Below are 19,500 nucleotides of genomic sequence, written 5' to 3'. Positions count from 1 at the left end.
GGGATGCACGGGGTACGGGATGTGCGTCGCGACGCAACACGACGCCCGGCGACTTGATGCCGCCGGGCGTCGTGTTGCGTTGCTCTGTACGGAGCCGTACCGCTGCCGTACCTCGCGGTACCGCTCCGTACCGCTCCGTACCTCTCGGTACCGTCAGGAAGCCCCGGCCCTGGAGTCGTTCTCCGAGCCCGCAGCCGCGGTTTCCGGGACCGAAGCCGCGAGCGGCGGCAGCATCTTGACCGGTTCGGTCTCCGCGTCGTTGTGGCGCAGCGCCCAGTTCTCCAGGGAGATGCGGCACGCGTGGTCGAGGTGGCGGACACCGGACAGATCCAGCTCGATGGGGCGGTCCTTCGGCAGCTCCTCCAACTGCTCCATTATCCGGGGCAGCCGCAGGAACGTCGCGTTGCCCGTGACGGACACCACCATCCGGCCGCCGGTCAGTTCGTGTACGTCGACGTGCAGGTGGGAGATCTCCCACGCCGTCTTGACCACCGCGAGCAGCAGTCCGAGGATCACACCCTCGAAGAGGTTCGTGACCAGGACGGCCACCGCCGTGATGCCGAGGATGATCGCCTCACCGCGGTGCTCACGCCACAGCGGCACGATGTCCTTGAAGGGCACCAGCTTGCAGCCGGCGTGCACCAGGACACCGGCGAGCGCCGCCAGCGGGATGATCCCGATCGCGGCGGGCAGCAGCGCGGCGAACAGCAGCAGCCACAGGCCGTGCAGGATCCGGGAGAGCGGAGTCCGGGCTCCCGCCTGCACATTGGCGGCACTGCGCACGATGACGGCGGTCATCGGCAGCGCGCCGAGCGCCCCGCAGATCGTGTTGCCCACGCCCTGCGCCATCAGTTCCTTGTTGTAGTCGGTGCGCGGACCGTCGTGCATACGGTCCACCGCCGCCGCGCTGAACAGGCTCTCCGCCGAGGCGATCAGGGTGAAGGCGAGCACGCTGCCGATCGCGGCCACGCTCGCCAGCTCGCCGAATTCACCGAGGCCGGGCGGGCTGATCGATTCCAGCAGCCCCTTCACCTCGACCTTGGCGATGGACAGGTCCAGCAGCAAGGTCACACCGGTGGCGAGGGCCACCGCGGCCAGCGGACCGGGTACGACGCGCACCCGGGCCGGAAGCTTCGGCCACAGCACGAGGACGGCGATGGTCCCGGCGCCGATGGCGAACGCGGTCAGCGCCGTGCCGTTCGTGAAGATGTCGCCGACGAGTCCGGGCAGTCCGGCGATCTTGCCGGGGCCGCCGGACGGCTGCGCGGTGTCGGCCATGGCGTACACCTGGCCGAGGACGAGCACCAGGCCGATGCCCGCCAGCATGCCCTGGACCACGGCGACCGAGATGGCACGGAACCAGCGGCCGAAGCCGAAGGCGCCGAGCGCGAGTTGGAGCAGGCCCGAGACGAGGACGATGGCGCCGAGTACGCCGAGGCCGAACTCCTGGACCGCTTCGTACACGAGCACGGTCAGACCGGCCGCGGGGCCACTGACCTGGAGCGCACTACCAGGCAGGAAGCCCACGACGAGTCCGCCGACGATGCCGGTGACCAGGCCGAGTTCGGCGGGTACACCGGAGGCGACCGCCACTCCGACACAGAGTGGCAGCGCTACGAGAAAGACGACGAGTGACGCGAGTATGTCGCGCCTCACGACCGTCTTGTCCTTCAACAAGGTGAACATGAGGGTTGGTGTTCCTAGCTGTGCGGTCCGCGAACGGACGGCCGACGGGGAGGACGCGCTGCTGAGGTGGTCTCAGAGCGGTCTGAACTCTCCGTCCAGCTCGGGTTGGTGGGTGCTGATGGAGCCGGTGTCCACTTCGTAGTACCAGGCGTGCAGGGAAAGGGTCCCCTCGGCGAGGCGCTCCTGGACCGCCGGGTACTCGCGCAGGGTGTCGAGCTGCGTCGCCGCGTGGTGGCGTACCGCGTGGGCGAGGCCGTTGTCTGACGGCAGCCCCGAGACTCCGAAGTCGAGCCAGCCGCGGACGGCGGGCAGTGCGGACAGATCGGTGCCGTGCACGAGGGCGCCGACGGCGCCGCAGTGCGAGTGTCCGCAGACGATGATGTCGCGGATGCCCAGCACGCGCAGCGCGTACTCGATGGTGGCGGTCTCGCCGCAGGGGCGGTCCTCGTCGTACCGGGGAACGATGTTGCCCGCCGTACGGAGTTCGAACAGCTCACCCGGGCGTGCGCCGGTGATCAGAGACGGGATGACCCGGGAGTCCGAGCAGGTGATGAACAGCACCTCGGGCGCCTGGCCTGCTGCCAGCTCGCGGAACTCCTCGTGGCGCTCCGCCACCTGGGCGGAGAAGGAACGTGCGTTGTCGATGAGTGACTTCATGATGGCCTGCCTCCTGCACTCTCGGTCTGGCCGAGGCGCGGTGTGGTCGGGTCAGTGGGGGAGTTATGACAGATGTTGCTGTGGTCGGTCTTGCTGTCTTGCTGTCTTGCTGTGTTTCGTCCTGCTGTGATGCCGGTGTTGCTGTGCTGCGATGGTGCGGAAGTAGAAGAGGTGGGAGAGGGCGGGACATCGGAGATGTCCGGGCGCTGAGCGGGCGTCACTTCCTGCCGGGTCGCGGCAGTCGAGGGAGTCCCTGTACGACCGCCGGTCGGCAGGCCGTGCGATGGCCCGGGAGGTCCGGGTCAGACGGCGGGTGTTCCGCGTCTGACGGTGGACTCGCGGTCCGATCGGATCTTCACTGCTCGCCCTTTCCGTTGTCTTGCTGTGCCCGGCCGTCCGCTGGTCATGCCTCTCGGCACGGACCGGCCAGTGTTCATCACCGTTCATCACGCCTTGCAGCGCCGTTGCGGGCGCGGCAAGCCGCTTGCTTCGATGATGCCCCAACGCAGCCTCATCTACTTTGCCTCAACATTACCTTCCCATGAAAGATCAAAATCTCGCCAAGGGGGTCTTTCGTGACGCAAAGTAGCGGGTGGCAGAGGCGGGCACGTCCTGGGGCGCGCAGGGGGCGGTTTCGCGGCCTGGGGTGTTGCTTCTGAGGTTCCGGTCACCGACAGTCGCTTCAGGTGTGACCCGTTACTTCAGTTAACACGATCGAAATGATATTCCCTTTACCTCGTCCTTACTCGCGAGGTCGAGTTCCGGGGTTTGGTCCGAACCTGAAGATCGGGGCGAGTCGAAAGCAGGCCCGAAATCGATCCCCGCTGGGCGCAAAATCGACCCTGGGGCCGGGTGTGAAGCTGAGTCCGCAGGCTGCTTGTTCCCTCAACGCGAGCTGAGTCCGCAGCGGCTAGTGCCCTCAACAAGCGGGTGGTACTCGTGAATGTGGCGGTACTCACGCCCTCAGCGGTGGCGGTAGAAGATCCGGTCGCCGTTCTCGGTCATCACCCGGTTGTTCCACTCGGGCCCGCCGTCGACATTGCCGGACCGCAGCAACGGGGGCTCGATGCCGCGCTCGGCGAGTTCACCCGCGGCGGCGGCCATCATCGCCTGCATCAGGGCGCTGGTGACGACCGTGGAGGCGGGCGCGAACGGGGCCTCGATGCCGTCGGCCGTCAACTCCGCGTCTCCGACCGCGATCCCGCTGTCGAGCACGATGTCGCAGTGGTCCTTCAGGTACGTCCCGGTGCGGTGGCGGGAGCCGGTCTCCGTCGCGTACGCCACCGATGTCACGCCGATGACCTTCAGGCCCAGCTCCCGGGCGTGCATCGCCATCTCGACGGGCAGCGCGTTGCGCCCGGAGAGGGAGATGATCACCAGCACGTCCCCCGCGGCGGCGGGGCTGGAGTCGAGCACGGCGCTCGCCAGTCCGTCGATCCGCTCCAGCGCGGAGCCGAGGGGCGCGGGTATGACGTCGACGCCCACCGCCCCGGGCACGGAGAGCAGGTTCATCACGGCGAATCCGCCGGCCCGGTAGACGACGTCCTGGGCGGCCAGTGAGGAGTGCCCGGCGCCGAAGGCGAAGAGCCGGCCGCCGGCGGCGACGGCGTCGGCGACCGCCGTACCGGCCGCCGCCACGTTCGCGGCCTCCTCGTCACGTACGCGCTGGAGCAAGCCGATCGCGGCGTCGAGGAACTGACCGGCCAGCTTGCTCTCGCTCATCGAGGAGGGCCCTTCCAGGGAGGCGGGGAGACAGGGGGCAGGGGGATCCGGGGGTGGTGCGCGGCGTGGCGAGCGGTGGCGGACGGGTGGGGAATGACCGCGCCGCGGATCACGTTGAGGTCTGGACCATTGCTCTGTCAATACCGTCGCCCGGCCGCTTTCCCGGCCGCTCCCCCGGCCGCGTCGCTTCGACTGCCTCCGGCACGGCACGGTTGTCACTGGTATGCGTCAGAATTGAATCAGGGCCAGCGCACGATTTATCGAGGGGCACGAATGTCCGGACTGATCGACACGACGGAGATGTATCTCCGCACCATCCTTGAGCTCGAAGAGGAAGGTGTGGTCCCGATGCGCGCCCGGATCGCGGAGCGGCTCGACCAGAGCGGTCCGACGGTCAGCCAGACCGTGGCCCGGATGGAGCGGGACGGCCTGGTCCAGGTCGCGGGCGACCGGCATCTGGAGCTGACGGAGGAAGGGCGCCGACTGGCGACACGCGTGATGCGCAAGCACCGGCTCGCCGAGTGTCTCCTGGTCGATGTGATCGGCCTGGAGTGGGAGCAGGTGCACGCGGAGGCGTGCCGCTGGGAGCACGTGATGAGCGAGGCCGTGGAGCGGCGGGTTCTTGAGCTCCTGCGCCACCCGACGGAGTCGCCGTACGGAAACCCGATCCCGGGTCTGGAGGAGCTGGGCGAGAAGGCGGAGGCCGACCCGTTCCTCGACGCGGGGATGGTGAGCCTGGCCGAGCTGGATCCGGGCGCGGAGGGCAAGACCGTGGTGGTCCGGCGGATCGGCGAGCCGATCCAGACCGACGCCCAGCTGATGTACACGCTGCGGCGCGCGGGCGTGCAGCCCGGGTCCGTGGTGAGTGTGACGGAGTCTCCCGGCGGGGTGCTGGTCGGAAGCAGCGGCGAGGCGGCGGAGTTGCAGTCCGAGGTCGCGTCGCACGTCTTCGTGGCCAAGCGCTGAGGTCGCGGGGGAAGAGCCGGAGGATCGAAGACGCCGAAAGCCGGGCACCGGGGGTGTGGGCACTGACGCGTACGAAGGTGCCGGCGCCGGGATGATCCGGCGGCACCGCGATCCGGCGGCACCGCGATTCCGTGGCGCGGTGATGCGGCGGCACGGTTGATTCAAGGGTGCGGTTGATTCAAGGGTGCGGGGGCGCCGGGGGAGCCCCGGCGCCCCCGCACCTCGTATGTCCCCGGGCCCGCGCGCTCATGGCCGGCGAGAACTATTTCCGGCCGTAACAGGAGCGGTGGGGTGGATCACATGCAAGGCTGTCGCCGAGGCATATGACCTGAGGGTGTCGGCCGGGGGCCCGGTCCCGCCGGTCGGGGAGGGAGCAGGGTTGTGCGCCTGTGCCGGTGTGTGCTCCAGGTGTCGGTGCCCGACGGACGGCCGGTATGCCCCGACGCGCGGCCGGTATGCCCTGAGCGGGGAAGGTCCCGGGAGCGGGGAAGGCTCCGGCACCTTCCGGCGCCGGAGCCTGTCCTCCCCCGTACTGACCCGGAGCCCCGAGCTCCCAGGGTCATTCCCTACGGACCGTCATCCCCGAGCGGCCCGCCTCCCGGAGAAGATCTCCCCCTGGCCGCGCCCGGCAATCCTTGGGCGTGGTCACTCGAACGAGCGGTGTTGTAGGCCGGAAACACATTTTCGAACAGGGGTTCGATAGTCTGGCGTGGCCGGGCGTACCGGAACCAGGCCACTGCGGAATCCGATCGACCACTCAGGACCGAAGGGGGTGCCGGACACATGGGGCAGCGCATCGATGTGACCGGGGCGGACGGCGTACGCCTCGCCGCCTGGGAGTTTGCCGATCCGCCCGCGCGGCGGGGGCAGCTGGAGGAGACCGGGGAGGCGGGGGAGACCGAGCGGGCCTCCGGCGTGTTACTGCTCCATGGGCTGATGGGCCGCGCCTCGCACTGGGCCTCCACGGCGCGCTGGCTCTCCGAGCGGCATCGGGCGATCGCGCTCGACCAGCGGGGCCACGGCCACAGTGCCAAGCCCCCGGAGGGGCCGTTCACGCGTGAGTCGTACGTGGCCGACGCGGAGACCACGATCGAACAGCTCGGGCTGGCGCCCGTGACGCTCATCGGCCACTCGATGGGCGCGCTCACCGCCTGGCAGCTCGCCGCGCGGCGCCCCGATCTGGTCCGGGCCCTGATCATCTGCGACATGCGCGCCTCGGCCCTGGGCGCGGCGTCCCAGCGGGAGTGGGAGGACTGGTTCCGCACGTGGCCCGTCCCGTTCCCGACGCTCGCCGACGTACGGAAATGGTTCGGCGAGGACGATCCCTGGGTGGAGCGCCCCACTCCCGTGCGCGGCGAGTTCTTCGCCGAGGTCATGGCGGAGCGCGCGGACGGCTGGCGGCCCGTCTTCTCGCGCCGACAGATGCTGACGTCGCGGGCGACCTGGGTCTACGACGCGCACTGGGAGGAGCTGGCCCAGGTCCAGTGCCCCACCCTGGTGGTCCGGGGGCTGGACGGCGAACTGGGCCGCGCGGAGGCCCAGGAGATGGTCAGGGTGCTCCCGCGAGGGCAGTACGCGGAGGTGACGGACGCGGGGCACCTGGTCCACTACGACCGGCCGGACGCCTTGAGGGCGGCGATCGAACCGTTCCTGGACGGTGTCCTGACGCCTTGAGATCCCGTTCGCTGCGGGCCAATCCAGGGACTACCGTCCCTCCTTCGGCCCGCAGCGGCCCCTCACCCGCCGGCCCCCTCAGCCGACAGGCCTCACCCGACGGCGACTCGGCCGACCGGCCCTCAGCCCTTGCTGACCGCCGCCAGGATCTCCGGCAGGCGCGTCGCCGTCTGAGGGGCCGCCAGGCGCAGGCCTCCGGCCGCGACGAGCGCGCCGTACGCCGTGCCCAGCGGGAGCAGGATCCAGGACCGGTCGTCGGCGCCCGTGAGATGGAGCCAGACCGTCAGCGCGATCACCGGCGCGCACAGCAGGGCCGCGCCCAGCATGCCGCCGAAGATGGAGATCCAGGCGAGAGAGGCCTGGCCCGGGGCGACGTTCTTGTATCCGCTGCCCTGCGGTATCGAGTACGGGAAGCGCGCCGAGGCCACCGCGCCCGTCGCCAGCATCGCGCCGAGCAGCGCGAAGGACAGGCCGAGCGCTTCCGGCAGCGTGCGCCAGTCGCCCAGCAGGGCCGCCGTCGCCGCGGTGACCAGCGTCGCGTACGGCAGCGTGATCACCAGCAGCGCCAGTGCCCGCGCCCGCAGTTCGAGGTAGGCGTCCCGGGACGAGGTGATCGTCATCGCCACCATCCAGAACGCGGACGTGTCCTGGCCGAACTGGTTGTACATCTGGATGCCGAGCATCCCGGACGCGAAGCACGCGAAGTAGATGGTGCCCGTGCCCTGGAGCGCGTTGAACAGCGGCACGATCATGCCGATGGCCAGCGACGTCACCCAGGCCGCCTTCGTCTTCGGGTCCCGCCACACGTAACGCAGACTGCGCCGCATCACCGGGCCTGTACGCCCCTCCGACAACGACCGCGACAGCCGCGACGGGAGCAACAGCCGTGACGGCCGCGGCAGTCGTCCCGATCCCGGCAGCCGTCCCGGCCGTGGCTCCTTGCGGGACGGCTCCGCCGCCGCGAGCGTCGAGCCGTCCGGGGCCGTCATCAGCTTCACCAGCGACCGCCGCCACCCGTAGAGCAGCGCCGTCGCCGCGACCGCCGTCAGCAGCAGTTGCGCCACGGCCCGCCCGTACGCGCCCTCGCTCACCGAGTCGACCGAGCCGATCGCCGACGCCGGCGGCAGCCACCGTACGACCCGGCCCACCGGGGCCAGCGCCGAGAGACCGCCCGCGTCCCCGAGCCGCTGCGCGCCGAAGTTGACGACCTGGGCGCCCACCGCGACCACCAGGCCGCTCAGCACCGCCAGATCGCGGCCCTTGCGCGAGGTCAGCAGCCGGATGTTGGCCGTGGCGACCGCACGCGCCAGCGCCACGCACGTCAGCACCACCAGCGGTACGGCGACGACCGAGACGGCCACGGCCGCCGCGCCGTGCGCCGTCGCCACCGCCGAGCCGACCACCAGACAGAGCGTGAACAGCGGCCCGATGCCCACCAGCGACGCCGCGAGCAGCGCGCCGGTCAACGGGCGTGGCCGCAGCGGAAGCATCACCAGCCGGGTCGGGTCCAGCGTCTCGTCGCCGCTGGGGAAGAACAGCGGCATCACGGCCCAGCCCAGGGCCAGTACGGCGGTCAGCAGCACGACCAGCGTGCCGGCGTGCGCGTTCCCGCGCAGCAGGATCAGACCGGACAACTGGGCCGCCGCCACGAGCAGCGCGAGGACCGCGGACGCGACGTACGCGACCGTCCGGCCCGACGACTGCCGCAGCCCGTTGCGCAGGAGGGAGAGCTTCAGCCGTACGAAGACGGGCGTGAGCGAGACGGTGCCGGAGAGGGGAGCCGCCGGGGCGTCCGGCGGCGCTCCCAGGGCCTCGACCGCCGTACCCGGTCCGGGAACCGCCGTATCCGGTCCGGGATTCACCGGGCACCGCCCAGCCAGTCCAGGGACTCGCCGTCGTCGAGCCCCCGCGCGCCCACCAGTTCCAGGAAGGAGCTCTGGAGGGACGGCGCGTCGCCCCGTACCTCGGCGAGCGTGCCCTGCGCGCGGATCCGGCCCGCCACCATCACCGCGACCCAGTCGCACAGCGACTCGACCAGCTCCATCACGTGGCTGGAGAAGACAACGGTCGCGCCCGAGGCCGTGATGCGCTCCAGGACGCCCCTGATGGTCTGCGCCGAGACCGGGTCGACGCCCTCGAACGGCTCGTCCAGGAAGAGCACTTCGGGGTTGTGGAGCAGCGCGGCGGCCAGGCCGATCTTCTTCCGCATGCCCGTCGAGTAGTCCACGACGAGTTTGTGCTGGGCGCCCGCCAGGTCCAGTACGTCCAGGAGCTGGGTGGCCCGTTTGTCGACCTCGGCGCCGGGCAGTCCGCGCAACCGCCCGGTGTAGCCGAGGAGTTCCCGGCCGGAGAGCCGCTCGAAGAGCCGCAGCCCTTCCGGCAGGACGCCGATCCGCGCCTTGACCTCGACGGGATCGCGCCATACGTCGTGTCCCGCGACCAGCACCCGCCCCTGGTCGGGCCGGAGCAGGCCGGTCACCATGGACAGGGTGGTCGTTTTCCCGGCGCCGTTCGGCCCGACCAGGCCGACGAACCGGCCGGCGGGCAGCTCAAGATCGATTCCCGCCACCGCGATCTGCCCGCCGAAGCGTTTCCACAGCCCCTCGACGCGCACGGCGGGCGGCGCGGTCCGCGCTCCCGCTCCACCGGCCCCGGCCTCCCCGGCCGGCTCCGCTTCCGGGGCCCCGGCCGGTGCCTGGTCCGGTGTCCGATCCCGTGCCTGGTCCGGCATGGCGCACTGCCTTTCGGTGTCCCGTCCTGATGTCCCGTCCTGATGTCCCGTCCACCCTACGTACGCCCCTGCCCTCGACGTATGCCCCTGCCCTCCAGGTACGCCCCCGCCCTCTACATACGCCGCTGCCCTCTACGTACGGCGTGCCCGCTCCGTCGCGGCCTCCCGCCCGCACGCGTACGTCAGCGGACTGATCAGCTCCTCCACGTCCGGCAGCCAGCGGTTGGCGGCCGTGGGGCGGCGGGCCCACAGCACCGCGCCCCGGCCGCCGACGCGGGTCGGCGGGGCCGCCACATAGTGCCCCTCACCCCGCGCGACCAGGTCGATCGCGCCCGGCGCCCAGCCCAGACTCCGTACGAGACCGTCCGTCTTCAGCGCGGCGCCGGGCAGGACGAAGAACAGCATCCGCCGGTCCGGAGTGCAGGTCACCGGGCCGAGCGTCACCTTCATCCGCTCCATCCGGGCCAGTGCCAGACAGCCCGCCGACTCCGGTACGTCCAGCGCGTCGAAGGTGCGTCCCGTCGGCAACAGGACCGATGCCGTGGGCTGTTTCGACCACAGTCCGCGCGCCTCGACGGCGCTGCCCGTCGCCTGTGCCGCCCAGTCGGGCCCGGTCGCGTGCGCCCCCGGTGCCGCGCAGTCGAGGCGCTCGCAGGAGCATTTCTCCGCGCCGCCCACCGCCTCCAGCCAGGTGCCGGGGAACACGTCCCAGTGCCGCTCCTCCGCGTACCGCACCGCGCTGTCCAGCAGTTGACCGCCCCGCTGCCGGGGGATCTCGCCGCCGAGCTGCCGGGCGAGCTGTCCGGTGCCCGTGGCTCCGCTGGTCTCTTCGACTCCGATGGTCTCTTCCACGGAACACACAACTGCCGCTACCACCACGGGTTACGGGCGCACGGCGACGCGCCGAGGAGCATCGATCCTGCATACGGGGCGCATGGATGCATGTACGGGGGCGCGCGGGAAGGGGTGGAGCGGTAAGGGGGTAGCCACCCTCGGGGGTCCGACAACATATGGGCAGCACACGGCCGAACCTGGTCGTGTTTCCTGAAGGTTCACGCAATACCTCGAATATTTCCGTTATCGCCGAACATGTGCATTCTTCGCACATCTGCCGGGCAGTGATCACTGAGTTGATCACTGCGGTCACAGGGGGTATCCATTGGCAGCCAGGCCTCTCGTCGCGCGTCAGCCGAACGAACGGCTGCAGGCGCTCATCCAGGAAGCCGGGTGCTCCAACGCCGGGCTCGCCCGGCGCGTCAACATGGTGGGAGCGGAGCGCGGGTTGGACCTGCGCTACGACAAGACATCGGTCGCGCGCTGGCTGCGAGGGCAGCAGCCGCGCGGCCGCGCCCCGGGCATCATCGCCGAGGCGCTGGGCCGGAAGCTGGGCCGTACGGTCACGATCGACGAGATCGGTATGGCCAACGGCAAGAACCTGGCGTCGGGCGTCGGGCTGCAGTTCTCGCCGACCGTCCTCGGCGCGATCGAGCAGGTCTGTGAGTTATGGCGCAGCGATGTGGGGCGCCGCGACTTCCTCTCCGGCTCGGCCGTGGCGTCCTCGGCCCTCGTCGAGCCCAGCCGCGACTGGCTGATCACGGGCGCCGACACCGCCGTCGCGCGGAACACCGGCGCGCGGGTGGGGGATTCGGACGTCGATGCCGTACGGGCCATGACCCGGGCGCTCATCGAGCTGGACCACCGCTTCGGCAGCGGTCATGTCCGGCCGGTCGTCGTGCACTACCTGAACAGCGTGGTGTCGGGCCTGCTCTCCGGTTCGTACCGCGAATCCGTCGGCCGCGGGCTCTTCGCCGCCGTGTCCCGGCTGACCGAGCTGGCCGGCTACATGGCGGTCGACACCGGCCAGCCGGGCCTCGCCCAGCGCTACTACATCCAGGCGCTGCGACTGGCCCAGGCTGCGGGGGACCGCGGTTACGGCGGTTACGTGCTGGCCGCGTCCATGAGCCATCTCGCGGCCCAGCTCGGCAACCCGCGCGAGATCGCGCAGCTGGCGCGGGCGGCGCAGGAAGGGGCGCGCGGGCATGTGCCGCCGCGCGCGCAGTCCATGTTCTTCGCGGCCGAGGCCCGGGGGCACGCACTGATGGGCGACGCCCGGACCTGCGACGAGGTCGCGAAGCGGGCGATCACCGCGCTGGAACACGCGGGTGACGACCCCGACGACGACCCCGAGTGGATCGCGCATTTCGATCACGCCTATCTCGCCGACGAACTGGCGCACTGCTACCGCGATCTGGGCCGCCCGGACGAGGCGGGCCGGTACGCCGCGGAATCGCTGGAGGGCCACCCGGAGTCCCGGGCACGGCGGCGGGCGATCGGCATGGTCCTGCTGGCCACGGCCCAGGTCCAGCAACGGGAGGTGGAGCAGGCCTGCCACACCGGCACGCGCGCGGTGGAACTGCTGGGCACGCTGCGGTCCAGCCGGGGGGCGGAGTATCTGGACGATCTCCAGCAGCGCCTGGAGCCGTACGGCAACGAGCCCGCGGTGCGCGAGTTCGGCGCGCGGCTGGAGATCCAGGCGGCGTGAAGCGGCACGAGGGGGTGCGGTGCGTCGGGGGCGTACTCCGGCGTGCGGTGTCTGTGAGGGGGGCGTGCTGACGGTGTGATTTTGATCAAGTGCTGGACGGTGTGGGCGAATTCGACTCCTTATAACGGCGTCGTGAGGGGTCGATTCGTTACCGGACGGACACGCGTGGCCGAGGCCTCGATTCACCCGGTAGCGTGAGCCGACGATTCGGTTAGTCCACACGTTCCAGACGTAGGAGTCCCGGTGACGCACAGCGGACAAGGGGATGAGCCGCAGCACCCCGCCGCTCGGCACGCGCATGAAGGCATTGTGCTGCCCAGCGACGGCAGCGGGCCCTGGATCCCCGGCTCGACCCCGGACCAGGACCAGCCTCAGCCCGTGCCGGCCGGCGGCCAGCCATGGGGGCAGCCCTGGGGCCCGCAGAGCGGCCACCAGGAGCAGCCCGGGTACGGACCCGCCCCCGGCGCCGATCCGCAGCCGTACGGCTCTCAGCCGGGCGCCCAGCCGTACGGGCAGCCCGAAGCCGCCTCGTACGGTGCTCCGCTCCAGCCGTCGTACGGCCAGCCGCTTCCGCCGGGCCAGCCGCTTCCGCCGTTGCCGCAGGGGCAGCAGCCGCCGCAGGACCAGCAGTCGTTTTCGCACGACCAGCAGCCGCCGCAGGGGCAGCAGCAGTCGTTTCCGCAGGACCAGCAGCCGTCGTACGGTCAGGCGCTTCCGCCGGGTCAGCAGTACTCGCAGGGGCAGGCGCTTCCTTCGGATCAGCAGTACCCGCAGAGTCAGCAGATGCCGCAGGACCAGCAGTACCCGCCGGCTCAGCAGATGCCGCAGGACCAGCAGTACCCGCCGGCTCAGCAGGTGCCGCAGGACCAGCAGTTCGCGCAGGGGCAGCAGCCGTCGTACGGCCAGCCCCTTCCGTCGGGTCAGCAGTTCGCGCAGGGCCAGCAGCAGTCGTACGGTCGGCCGCTCCCGCAGGGGCAGCCGCTTCCGCAGGACCAGCAGATGCCGCAGGGCCAGCCGCTCCCGCAGGCTCAGCAGCCGGCTCACGGCCGGCAGTTCCCGCCCGCCCCGGCGCCCGCGCAGTCGATGCCGCTGCCGCTGCCCGATGAGGCGCCCATGCCGGGCATCGAGGACGCCACGCAGTACCTGCCGCCCGTGCCCACCACGGCGGACTCGGACGCCACCCAGTTCATCGCGCCGGTCCCGCAGAGCCCCGGCCCCGGCATGCTGCCGCCGGAGAGCTCCTCGGAGGCCACGCAGTACCTCCCGCAGCAGCCTCCGGCACAGGCGGCGCCCCCGTCGGCCCCGCTGCCCCCGCAGGATTCGGGATCGGAGGCCACGCAGTACCTCCCGCCCGTCGCCGCGCAGCCGCCCCAGGCCGCGCCCGGCGCCGCCCCGTACGGCGTCCGGCCCGGCGCCCCCGGCGACCGCCCGCCGCCCGCGGAGTTCGACAACCTCTTCCGTACGGACGGCGCCGGTTCCCGCGCCGGAGCCGGTCAGGGAGCGGGTACGGGTACGGGAGCGTCGCCGCAGCCGCCGCAGTTCGGCGCGGCCTCCGCGTCGAACGGTCACGGCCGGCCGCAGCCCGCCGCCGTGCCCTACGGATCGCAGCAGCCCCCCGCGTACGACCAGCCCCGGCCGGGCCGGGCCCCGGGTGAGTCCCGGGGCCGTTCCGACAACCGCCGCCCGTCGTCGAAGGTCCCGCTCGTCGCGGCCGTCGTCATCGGCTGCGCGGTCCTCGGCCTGGGCGCAGGCGCGCTGATGAGCGGCGGCGACTCGTCGTCGGACGACAGCAAGACCGTGGCGTCGGAGAGTTCGGCCACGACGGAGCCCTCCACCCAGGCGGAGACCGATCCGGCGAAGCCGCAGGCCGAATCGCTGGACAAGCTGCTCGCGGACAGCAACAACAGCCGCTCGGCGGTGATTCGCGCCGTCGAGAACATCAAGTCCTGCAAGAACCTGGACCAAGCGGCCACGGACCTGCACGGCGCGGCCGAACAGCGCCGGGACCTGGTGACCCGGCTGGAGGGCCTGACCCTCGACAAGCTGCCCGACCACAGCGAGTTGACGGCCTCCCTCACCACGGCATGGCAGGCGTCGGCCTCGGCGGACGACCACTACGCGACGTGGGCCGGCCAGGCCAAGAACAAGAAGGTCTGCAAGGGCGGACACGCACGCGCGACGCCGCAGGCGCAGCAGGGGAACAAGGCGAGTGGCGAGGCCACGGCGGCGAAGCAGAAGGCGTCGGGGCTGTGGAACGCGCTCGCGACGAAGTACGGGTTGACCTCGCGGACGCCGACGCAGCTGTAGACGGCGGCAGCGGCGGGTGCGGGTCGCCGGACGGCGGACCCGCACCCCGTACGCCCGCATGCGCGCCGGATCCGGACCCCTGCGACCCCGTGACCCGCACCCCGTACGCCCGGGTGCCCGCCGGATCCGGACCCCTGCGACCCCGTGACCCGTTACCCCGTACGCCGCCATGCGCGCCGGACGCCGGACAGCGTTCAGCTCAGCGTGTGGCCGACGTCCACGAACCCCTTCTTCTCCGCCACCAGCCGGCCCTCCCGCACGACCTGAAACGTCACGTCCCCGTTCACGATCCGCGGGAACCCCGGTACCCCCGGCATGTCCTCGTACCGCCACCGCAGCGTTGGCGTCAGGCCCCCCGTGTCCACCTTCACACCCCGGTCCAGCGTGTCCGTGATCTTCCCCGGCGTGATCTCGCCGTCGTCGATCGCGCCGATGACCGCCCGGAGGGCCGTGTATGCGATCCAGGTCGTCTGTGTTCCCGGGTCGGTCGCGTCGATGTCGTTGTCCCCGAAGGCGTACGTGTCGATCACCTTCCGCATCGGCTGCCACGCCGGATCGCTCGCCACCGGGTACCAGCCGGTGAGGTACGCCCCCTCGAAGGGGCCGCTCCTGCCGCCCGTACGGTTCACCAGCGCCTGGCCGATGTTGCCGAGGACCGAGGAGACCCGGATGTCCCGGCCGTCGTCGGGGAGCCGCCGGTAGGAGTCGAAGAAGGTCTCCGTGCGGTCGCCCAGCACCGCCGTGACACAGCCGCCGCTCCGGGCCTGCTCGCGGGCCCGTGTGGCCGTGCGGGTGTAGTCGGAGGCGTCCTCCGCCGCGCGGATGTCCACGGCCGGTCCTCGGCGCCCCTGGGCCAGGCCGGAGTCGAGCAGGTCGGGGAAGTCGTCGCCGGTGATGGTGTCGGGCCGGACCATCGCGGTCCTGTCGCAGTTGCGCGCCAGCTGCCGGCCGTTGCCCGCGAGGAGCGTGGCCTGCCCGCCGTTGACGGGGTAGGAGAGGTAGCTGTTGAACTCCTCCTCGGTGATGCCGTATCCGCCCAGGTACGGGATCGACGCGGCCTCCAGCGGCGCCATGAACTCACGGCCGTGCTGGCTGTACGAGCCGACGACCGCGACGGCCTTCTCCTTGACCGCGCGGCGCGCGCAGTCGGCGGCGCCGGCGCTGCTGTTGCGCTCGTTGCAGGTGAGGACGCGCAAATCGTGCCCGTTGATCCCGCCGGACGCGTTGGCCCAGCGCGCGTACGCCTTGGCCATGGCGGGCATGCCGGGCAGGTTCGTGGCATTGCTGCCCACCGGCGCCCAGGTCATGACGGTGACGGGGTCCTTGGAGCCTCCCGAGGTGCCGGGGAGGACTCCGCAGCCGACGAGGAGCGAAGCTCCGGCCACCGCTGTACAGAGGGTCCGTGCCGTACGCGCCTCGAAGGGGCGGATGGAGGAGAAGCGTCGCCAACCGGTCATAGGTACGCAGGCTTCCGCCTTCCGGGTAACGCGGGAGTGAGCGCGCTTTGACGCGTGGTGGCGTAGAGGTGAATTGCGGGGGTCGGAGGAAGTCTGAGGGGGCCTGCGGGGGCGCGTCCGTACGGACCGTAAAGTCAGGACTGTGCAGCAAGGTTCCGAGAACTCTTCCCGTCGCGGCCGTCGCTCCCCCACCATGGGCGGCATGCCGCTCAATGACATGCCGTGGTGGCGCTGGCGCAGCAATGTGCGTTCGGCGCTGCACATGCTTTCCGATCCCGTCTTCCACCAGGAGTACTGGCTGGCCGGCCGCGAGGGGTACGGCGACGTGACCGACGCCGTGTACCGGCTGGTCGAGGACACCTGGCTCGACAACTGGTCCGCCGAGAAATACGTCGGCACGATATTCCGCGACTCGACGGAGGCCTCGCTCGTCGATCTCGCCGTGCTGCGGGTGCTGCGCATCATGCACCAGGTCGGGGCGGACGCGCCCGTGTCCGCCTACCTTGAGCATCATGGCTGGCCGGAGGCGGTCCGCGCGGCCCGCGAGGCGCACATACGGCTGGCGGTGAGCGACGGGGACGACCCGGACGTGGTGCCGACGTCGCTGGACGCGCTGCGGATCATGACGCGTGCGGCGTGACGGGGATCTCGTCCCAGCCCCGTCCGAGCCCGGTCCGTGACGGGGATCTCATCGGGGCGCCCTGCCCGTGACCGGGATCTCGCCGGAGCGTCGCGCTCCGGGGATGTGGAATCCTTTGGGGTCATGAGCACCGCCCCGCAGCCGACCTCGCCGCCGCCCGTCGCCGCCCCTTCCGGTCAGTCCGTCTCTTCCGGTCCGTCCGGCTCGTCCGGCCGCCAGTCCGACCAGTCCGACCAGTACGTTCTGACGCTGTCCTGCCCGGACAAGCAGGGGATCGTGCACGCCGTGTCGAGTTATCTCTTCATGACCGGCTGCAACATCGAGGACAGCCAGCAGTTCGGGGACCACGACACGGGTCTCTTCTTCATGCGGGTGCACTTCTCGGCGGACGCCCCGGTGAGCGTGGAGAAGCTGCGGGCGAGCTTCACCGCCATCGGTGACTCCTTCCGGATGGACTGGGCGATCCACCGCGCGGAGGAGCGGATGCGGATCGTGCTGCTGGTCAGCAAGTTCGGCCACTGCCTGAACGATCTGCTGTTCCGGGCCGGTATCGGCGCGCTGCCGGTGGACATCGTGGCCGTCGTCTCGAACCACACGGACCACGCCGAGCTGGCCGCCTCGTACGACATCCCCTTCCACCACATCCCGGTGACCCGGGACACCAAGGCGGCAGCGGAGGCGGAGCTGCTGGAGCTGGTCCGCGCGGAGCGGGTGGAACTGGTGGTGCTGGCCCGCTACATGCAGGTGATCTCCGACGACCTGTGCAAGCAGCTGAACGGCCGGATCATCAACATCCACCACTCCTTCCTGCCGAGCTTCAAGGGCGCGAAGCCGTACCACCAGGCGCACGCGCGGGGCGTGAAGCTGATCGGTGCGACGGCGCACTACGTGACGGCGGATCTCGACGAGGGCCCGATCATCGAGCAGGAGGTCGAGCGCGTCGGCCACCAGGTCACGCCGGAGCAGCTGGTGGCGGTGGGCCGGGACGTGGAGTGCCAGGCGCTGGCGCGTGCGGTGAAGTGGCACGCGGAGCACCGGATCCTGCTCAACGGGCACCGCACGGTGGTCTTCGCGTAGGACTGACAGGCCCAGGGCGTGTGTGGGGGATACGCCTCAGAGGCGGCTCATCGCGGCCGCCGCGTACAGGACATCCCGGATCGCCTCGCGGTCACCGTCCTGTCCGGCCGCCGCTTCCTCCGGGGAGACATGACCGGCCACCAGCTGGCAGAACTCCACCCCGTCGAGCGCGACCTGGGCCACGGAACGCTCGCGGCAGCCTAGGGCCGCCGGGGAGTCCAACGCGATGAACCAGTCGCCGCCACCCGGCCCCTCGACCTCCAGATGCAGCGAGCGGCCGGGTGAGCCCGCCGTCACCAGATCCTTCGCCGGGCCGGCGAGACCGCCCCGGCGGCGGGTGGCGAGCGCGGACGGGAGCAGCCGGGCCGCCAGGTCGATCATCCGGTGCAGATGGGCGCCGCAGGGCGGCTCGTACGGATAGGCCACCGCCTCCGCGATGTCCGCGCCGTGCACCCAGCACTCGAAGGCGCGGTCGAGCAGCGCGTCACGCAGGGGCAGGGCGAAGTAGTCCCCGTACGACACGGAGAGTTCGGCGACGCCCCGGCCGGCGAAGGACACCGTGCGGATGAGGGTGTGACTCTGTTCACGCCAGGGCTCGTGGATGGTGCGGGTGGGCGGGGCCGTCGCGGACTGCCAGAAGCTCTCCGTACGGCCGGTGGGGTCGGCCGGGGCGGACGGGCCGAGCGGGTCGTCGAGGCCGAGGGCGCCCGCGACCAGGCCGTCGACGGACATCAGATGGCCGATGACTCCGGCCACGGTCGTCTTGCGGGTGGTGGTCCGCTCGTCCTCGAACCACCTGAGCCGTACGGGCGCGTGCCACTCCGCGTCGCCGATGTCCCGCAGCAGCGCGTCGAGGCGCGCGGCCTCGGCGTCGTACGGAGCGGCCCAGTCGGGCACGGGGACGCGGGCGGCCCGGCGGCCGAGGCAGTTCTCCAGGACGCGGGCGCGCAGCATCGGATCGAGGTCCAGGGTCCGCTCGGCATGCAGCAGACCTACGGCGTCGCGCAGCCGGAGCGCCTCGTCGGCGCAGGGAGCGCACTCGGTGAGGTGTTCCTCGACGCGCTCGGTCTCCTCGGCCGAGCACGCGGAGAGCGCCCAGGCACCCAGAAGTGACGTGAGTACCTTGTGCGTCAGCACGGTGTCGTCCGCCTCAGGAGTATCGGAACTCTCAGGAGTATCGGAACTCTCAGGAGCATCGGAACTCTCAGAGGTTTCGGGGGCCTCGGAGCTCTCGGCCTCCGGAATCCCGTGTTCCGGCTCTGACTCACGTTCCGTTTCCGGCTCGGGCTCCGTTTCCGGCATCAGGGCAGCGGCTGACAGATCGTCCGGCGCCGACCTCGGGCCCGGTATCCGCGGGAACGCCGGGAAGTCCTCCGGGTCGTGGCCCTCGCTGGAACCGCCGTCCAACGGGCCGGTCACAGCAGGCGTCCGTTTCCCGGCGGCGAGGAGCCGTCCGGCGCTTGGGTGTTGGCCGTGGAGAGGAGTTGCAGGCCCAGCCGCAGGCGGCGGCGTGCCTCGTCCTCCGTGACGCCGAGATCCGCCGCGGTCTGGCGGTAGTCCCGGCGCTGGAAGTAGGCCAGCTCCAGCGCGTTCCACAGGGGCGCCGGCATCGACCGCACTATGTAGTCGGCGCGGGCGGCTGTCGAGGCCCTGCGTATCTTCTGCTCCAGCTCCTCGGCCTCCTCGGCCGAGCCGTCGCCGCTCGCCTCGTACGCCTCGGCCTCCGTCTGCCGGAGTCGCCGCACGGCCAGTTCGCGTGTGACTTTCGCCACCCAGGACCTCATGGAGCCCTGCTTGGGGTCGTACATGTCCGGGTTCTCCCAGAGATGACCGAACACCTCGCGGGTGACCCGGTCCGCCGCGTCGTCGTCGTCCAGCACGCGGTGGGCGAGGCTGTGCACCAGCGACGCGAACCGGTCGTACAGCTCACCGAGCGCGGCCGCCTCGCCCCGCGCCAGCCGCTGTTGCATTCTGCGGTCCCAGCGGGGTGGTGTGTCCTTCGCCATCTGGCCCCCAGCCCTGTTCCGGCCCTGTAGCCCTG

At 71.1% G+C, this 19,500-nt stretch carries 15 protein-coding genes; 6 read left to right on the top strand and 9 right to left on the bottom strand.

The genetic code is table 11. The annotated features are described in order from the left end of the window. Window positions 1–153: 153 nt before the first annotated feature. From ACIQD6_RS21210 to ACIQD6_RS21200, 3 genes are all read right to left on the bottom strand, one after another. Window positions 154–1,686, bottom strand: coding sequence for a SulP family inorganic anion transporter (locus ACIQD6_RS21210; RefSeq protein ID WP_401884615.1), 1,533 nt, complete (start codon window positions 1,684–1,686; stop codon window positions 154–156). Window positions 1,687–1,758: 72 nt separating this feature from the next. Continuing rightward, on the bottom strand, window positions 1,759–2,343 hold the full coding sequence (locus tag ACIQD6_RS21205) for a carbonic anhydrase (protein WP_401884613.1): 585 nt from the start codon (window positions 2,341–2,343) through the stop codon (window positions 1,759–1,761). A 963-nt stretch (window positions 2,344–3,306) separates the two neighbouring features. Then, window positions 3,307–4,065 carry an SIS domain-containing protein gene (locus ACIQD6_RS21200; RefSeq protein ID WP_401884611.1) on the bottom strand — a complete coding sequence of 253 codons (759 nt, stop codon included), beginning with the start codon at window positions 4,063–4,065 and terminating at the stop codon, window positions 3,307–3,309. A 273-nt stretch (window positions 4,066–4,338) separates the two neighbouring features. Here ACIQD6_RS21200 and ACIQD6_RS21195 point away from each other — a divergent pair, with 273 nt between their 5' ends. Further along, entirely contained in the window at window positions 4,339–5,031 is a 693-nt protein-coding gene (locus ACIQD6_RS21195; RefSeq protein ID WP_401884609.1) for a metal-dependent transcriptional regulator, read from the top strand. A 783-nt stretch (window positions 5,032–5,814) separates the two neighbouring features. Beyond that, window positions 5,815–6,705, top strand: coding sequence for an alpha/beta fold hydrolase (locus ACIQD6_RS21190; RefSeq protein WP_401884608.1), 891 nt, complete (start codon window positions 5,815–5,817; stop codon window positions 6,703–6,705). 122 nt (window positions 6,706–6,827) lie between these two features. Here ACIQD6_RS21190 and ACIQD6_RS21185 read toward each other — a convergent pair whose 3' ends face one another. The 3 genes from ACIQD6_RS21185 to ACIQD6_RS21175 form a co-directional block, all read right to left on the bottom strand. Then, a complete protein-coding gene (locus ACIQD6_RS21185) occupies window positions 6,828–8,513 on the bottom strand; it encodes a transporter (RefSeq protein WP_401884978.1) in 1,686 nt (561 codons plus the stop codon). 50 nt (window positions 8,514–8,563) lie between these two features. Continuing rightward, window positions 8,564–9,436, bottom strand: a complete 873-nt coding sequence (locus tag ACIQD6_RS21180) for an ABC transporter ATP-binding protein (RefSeq protein WP_401884607.1) — start codon at window positions 9,434–9,436, stop codon at window positions 8,564–8,566. 132 nt (window positions 9,437–9,568) lie between these two features. After that, window positions 9,569–10,288 carry a bifunctional DNA primase/polymerase gene (locus ACIQD6_RS21175; RefSeq protein WP_401884605.1) on the bottom strand — a complete coding sequence of 240 codons (720 nt, stop codon included), beginning with the start codon at window positions 10,286–10,288 and terminating at the stop codon, window positions 9,569–9,571. A gap of 307 nt (window positions 10,289–10,595) precedes the next feature. On the opposite strand from ACIQD6_RS21175, the gene ACIQD6_RS21170 reads away from it, so the two are divergent. After that, a complete protein-coding gene (locus ACIQD6_RS21170; RefSeq protein ID WP_401884604.1) occupies window positions 10,596–11,978 on the top strand; it encodes a transcriptional regulator in 1,383 nt (460 codons plus the stop codon). 243 nt (window positions 11,979–12,221) lie between these two features. After that, complete coding sequence (locus tag ACIQD6_RS21165) at window positions 12,222–14,285, top strand: hypothetical protein (protein WP_401884603.1); 2,064 nt, start codon at window positions 12,222–12,224, stop codon at window positions 14,283–14,285. 194 nt (window positions 14,286–14,479) lie between these two features. Here the strand turns inward: ACIQD6_RS21165 and ACIQD6_RS21160 are convergent, their stop codons facing one another. Continuing rightward, window positions 14,480–15,742: an ABC transporter substrate-binding protein gene (locus ACIQD6_RS21160; RefSeq protein ID WP_401884601.1), complete on the bottom strand. Its 1,263-nt coding sequence runs from the start codon at window positions 15,740–15,742 to the stop codon at window positions 14,480–14,482. Window positions 15,743–15,935: 193 nt separating this feature from the next. Between ACIQD6_RS21160 and ACIQD6_RS21155 the strand changes: the two genes are divergently transcribed. Further along, on the top strand, window positions 15,936–16,382 hold the full coding sequence (locus ACIQD6_RS21155) for a hypothetical protein (RefSeq protein WP_401884977.1): 447 nt from the start codon (window positions 15,936–15,938) through the stop codon (window positions 16,380–16,382). A 123-nt stretch (window positions 16,383–16,505) separates the two neighbouring features. Continuing rightward, window positions 16,506–17,459, top strand: coding sequence for a formyltetrahydrofolate deformylase (gene purU / locus ACIQD6_RS21150; protein WP_401884599.1), 954 nt, complete (start codon window positions 16,506–16,508; stop codon window positions 17,457–17,459). Window positions 17,460–17,495: 36 nt separating this feature from the next. On the opposite strand, the gene ACIQD6_RS21145 is transcribed toward purU, so the two are convergent. Together ACIQD6_RS21145 and ACIQD6_RS21140 are read right to left on the bottom strand one after the other, a co-directional pair. Continuing rightward, on the bottom strand, window positions 17,496–18,866 hold the full coding sequence (locus tag ACIQD6_RS21145; protein ID WP_401884975.1) for a zf-HC2 domain-containing protein: 1,371 nt from the start codon (window positions 18,864–18,866) through the stop codon (window positions 17,496–17,498). A gap of 8 nt (window positions 18,867–18,874) precedes the next feature. Beyond that, complete coding sequence (locus ACIQD6_RS21140; protein WP_401884598.1) at window positions 18,875–19,465, bottom strand: RNA polymerase sigma factor; 591 nt, start codon at window positions 19,463–19,465, stop codon at window positions 18,875–18,877. Between the last annotated feature and the right edge of the window lie 35 nt (window positions 19,466–19,500).

Source organism: Streptomyces sp. NPDC088400, from assembly GCF_044753355.1.
In the GTDB taxonomy this organism is placed as follows: Bacteria; Actinomycetota; Actinomycetes; order Streptomycetales; family Streptomycetaceae; genus Streptomyces.
Note: the sequence above shows the minus strand (reverse complement) of the source record. Positions and strands in the feature narration are given on the sequence as shown.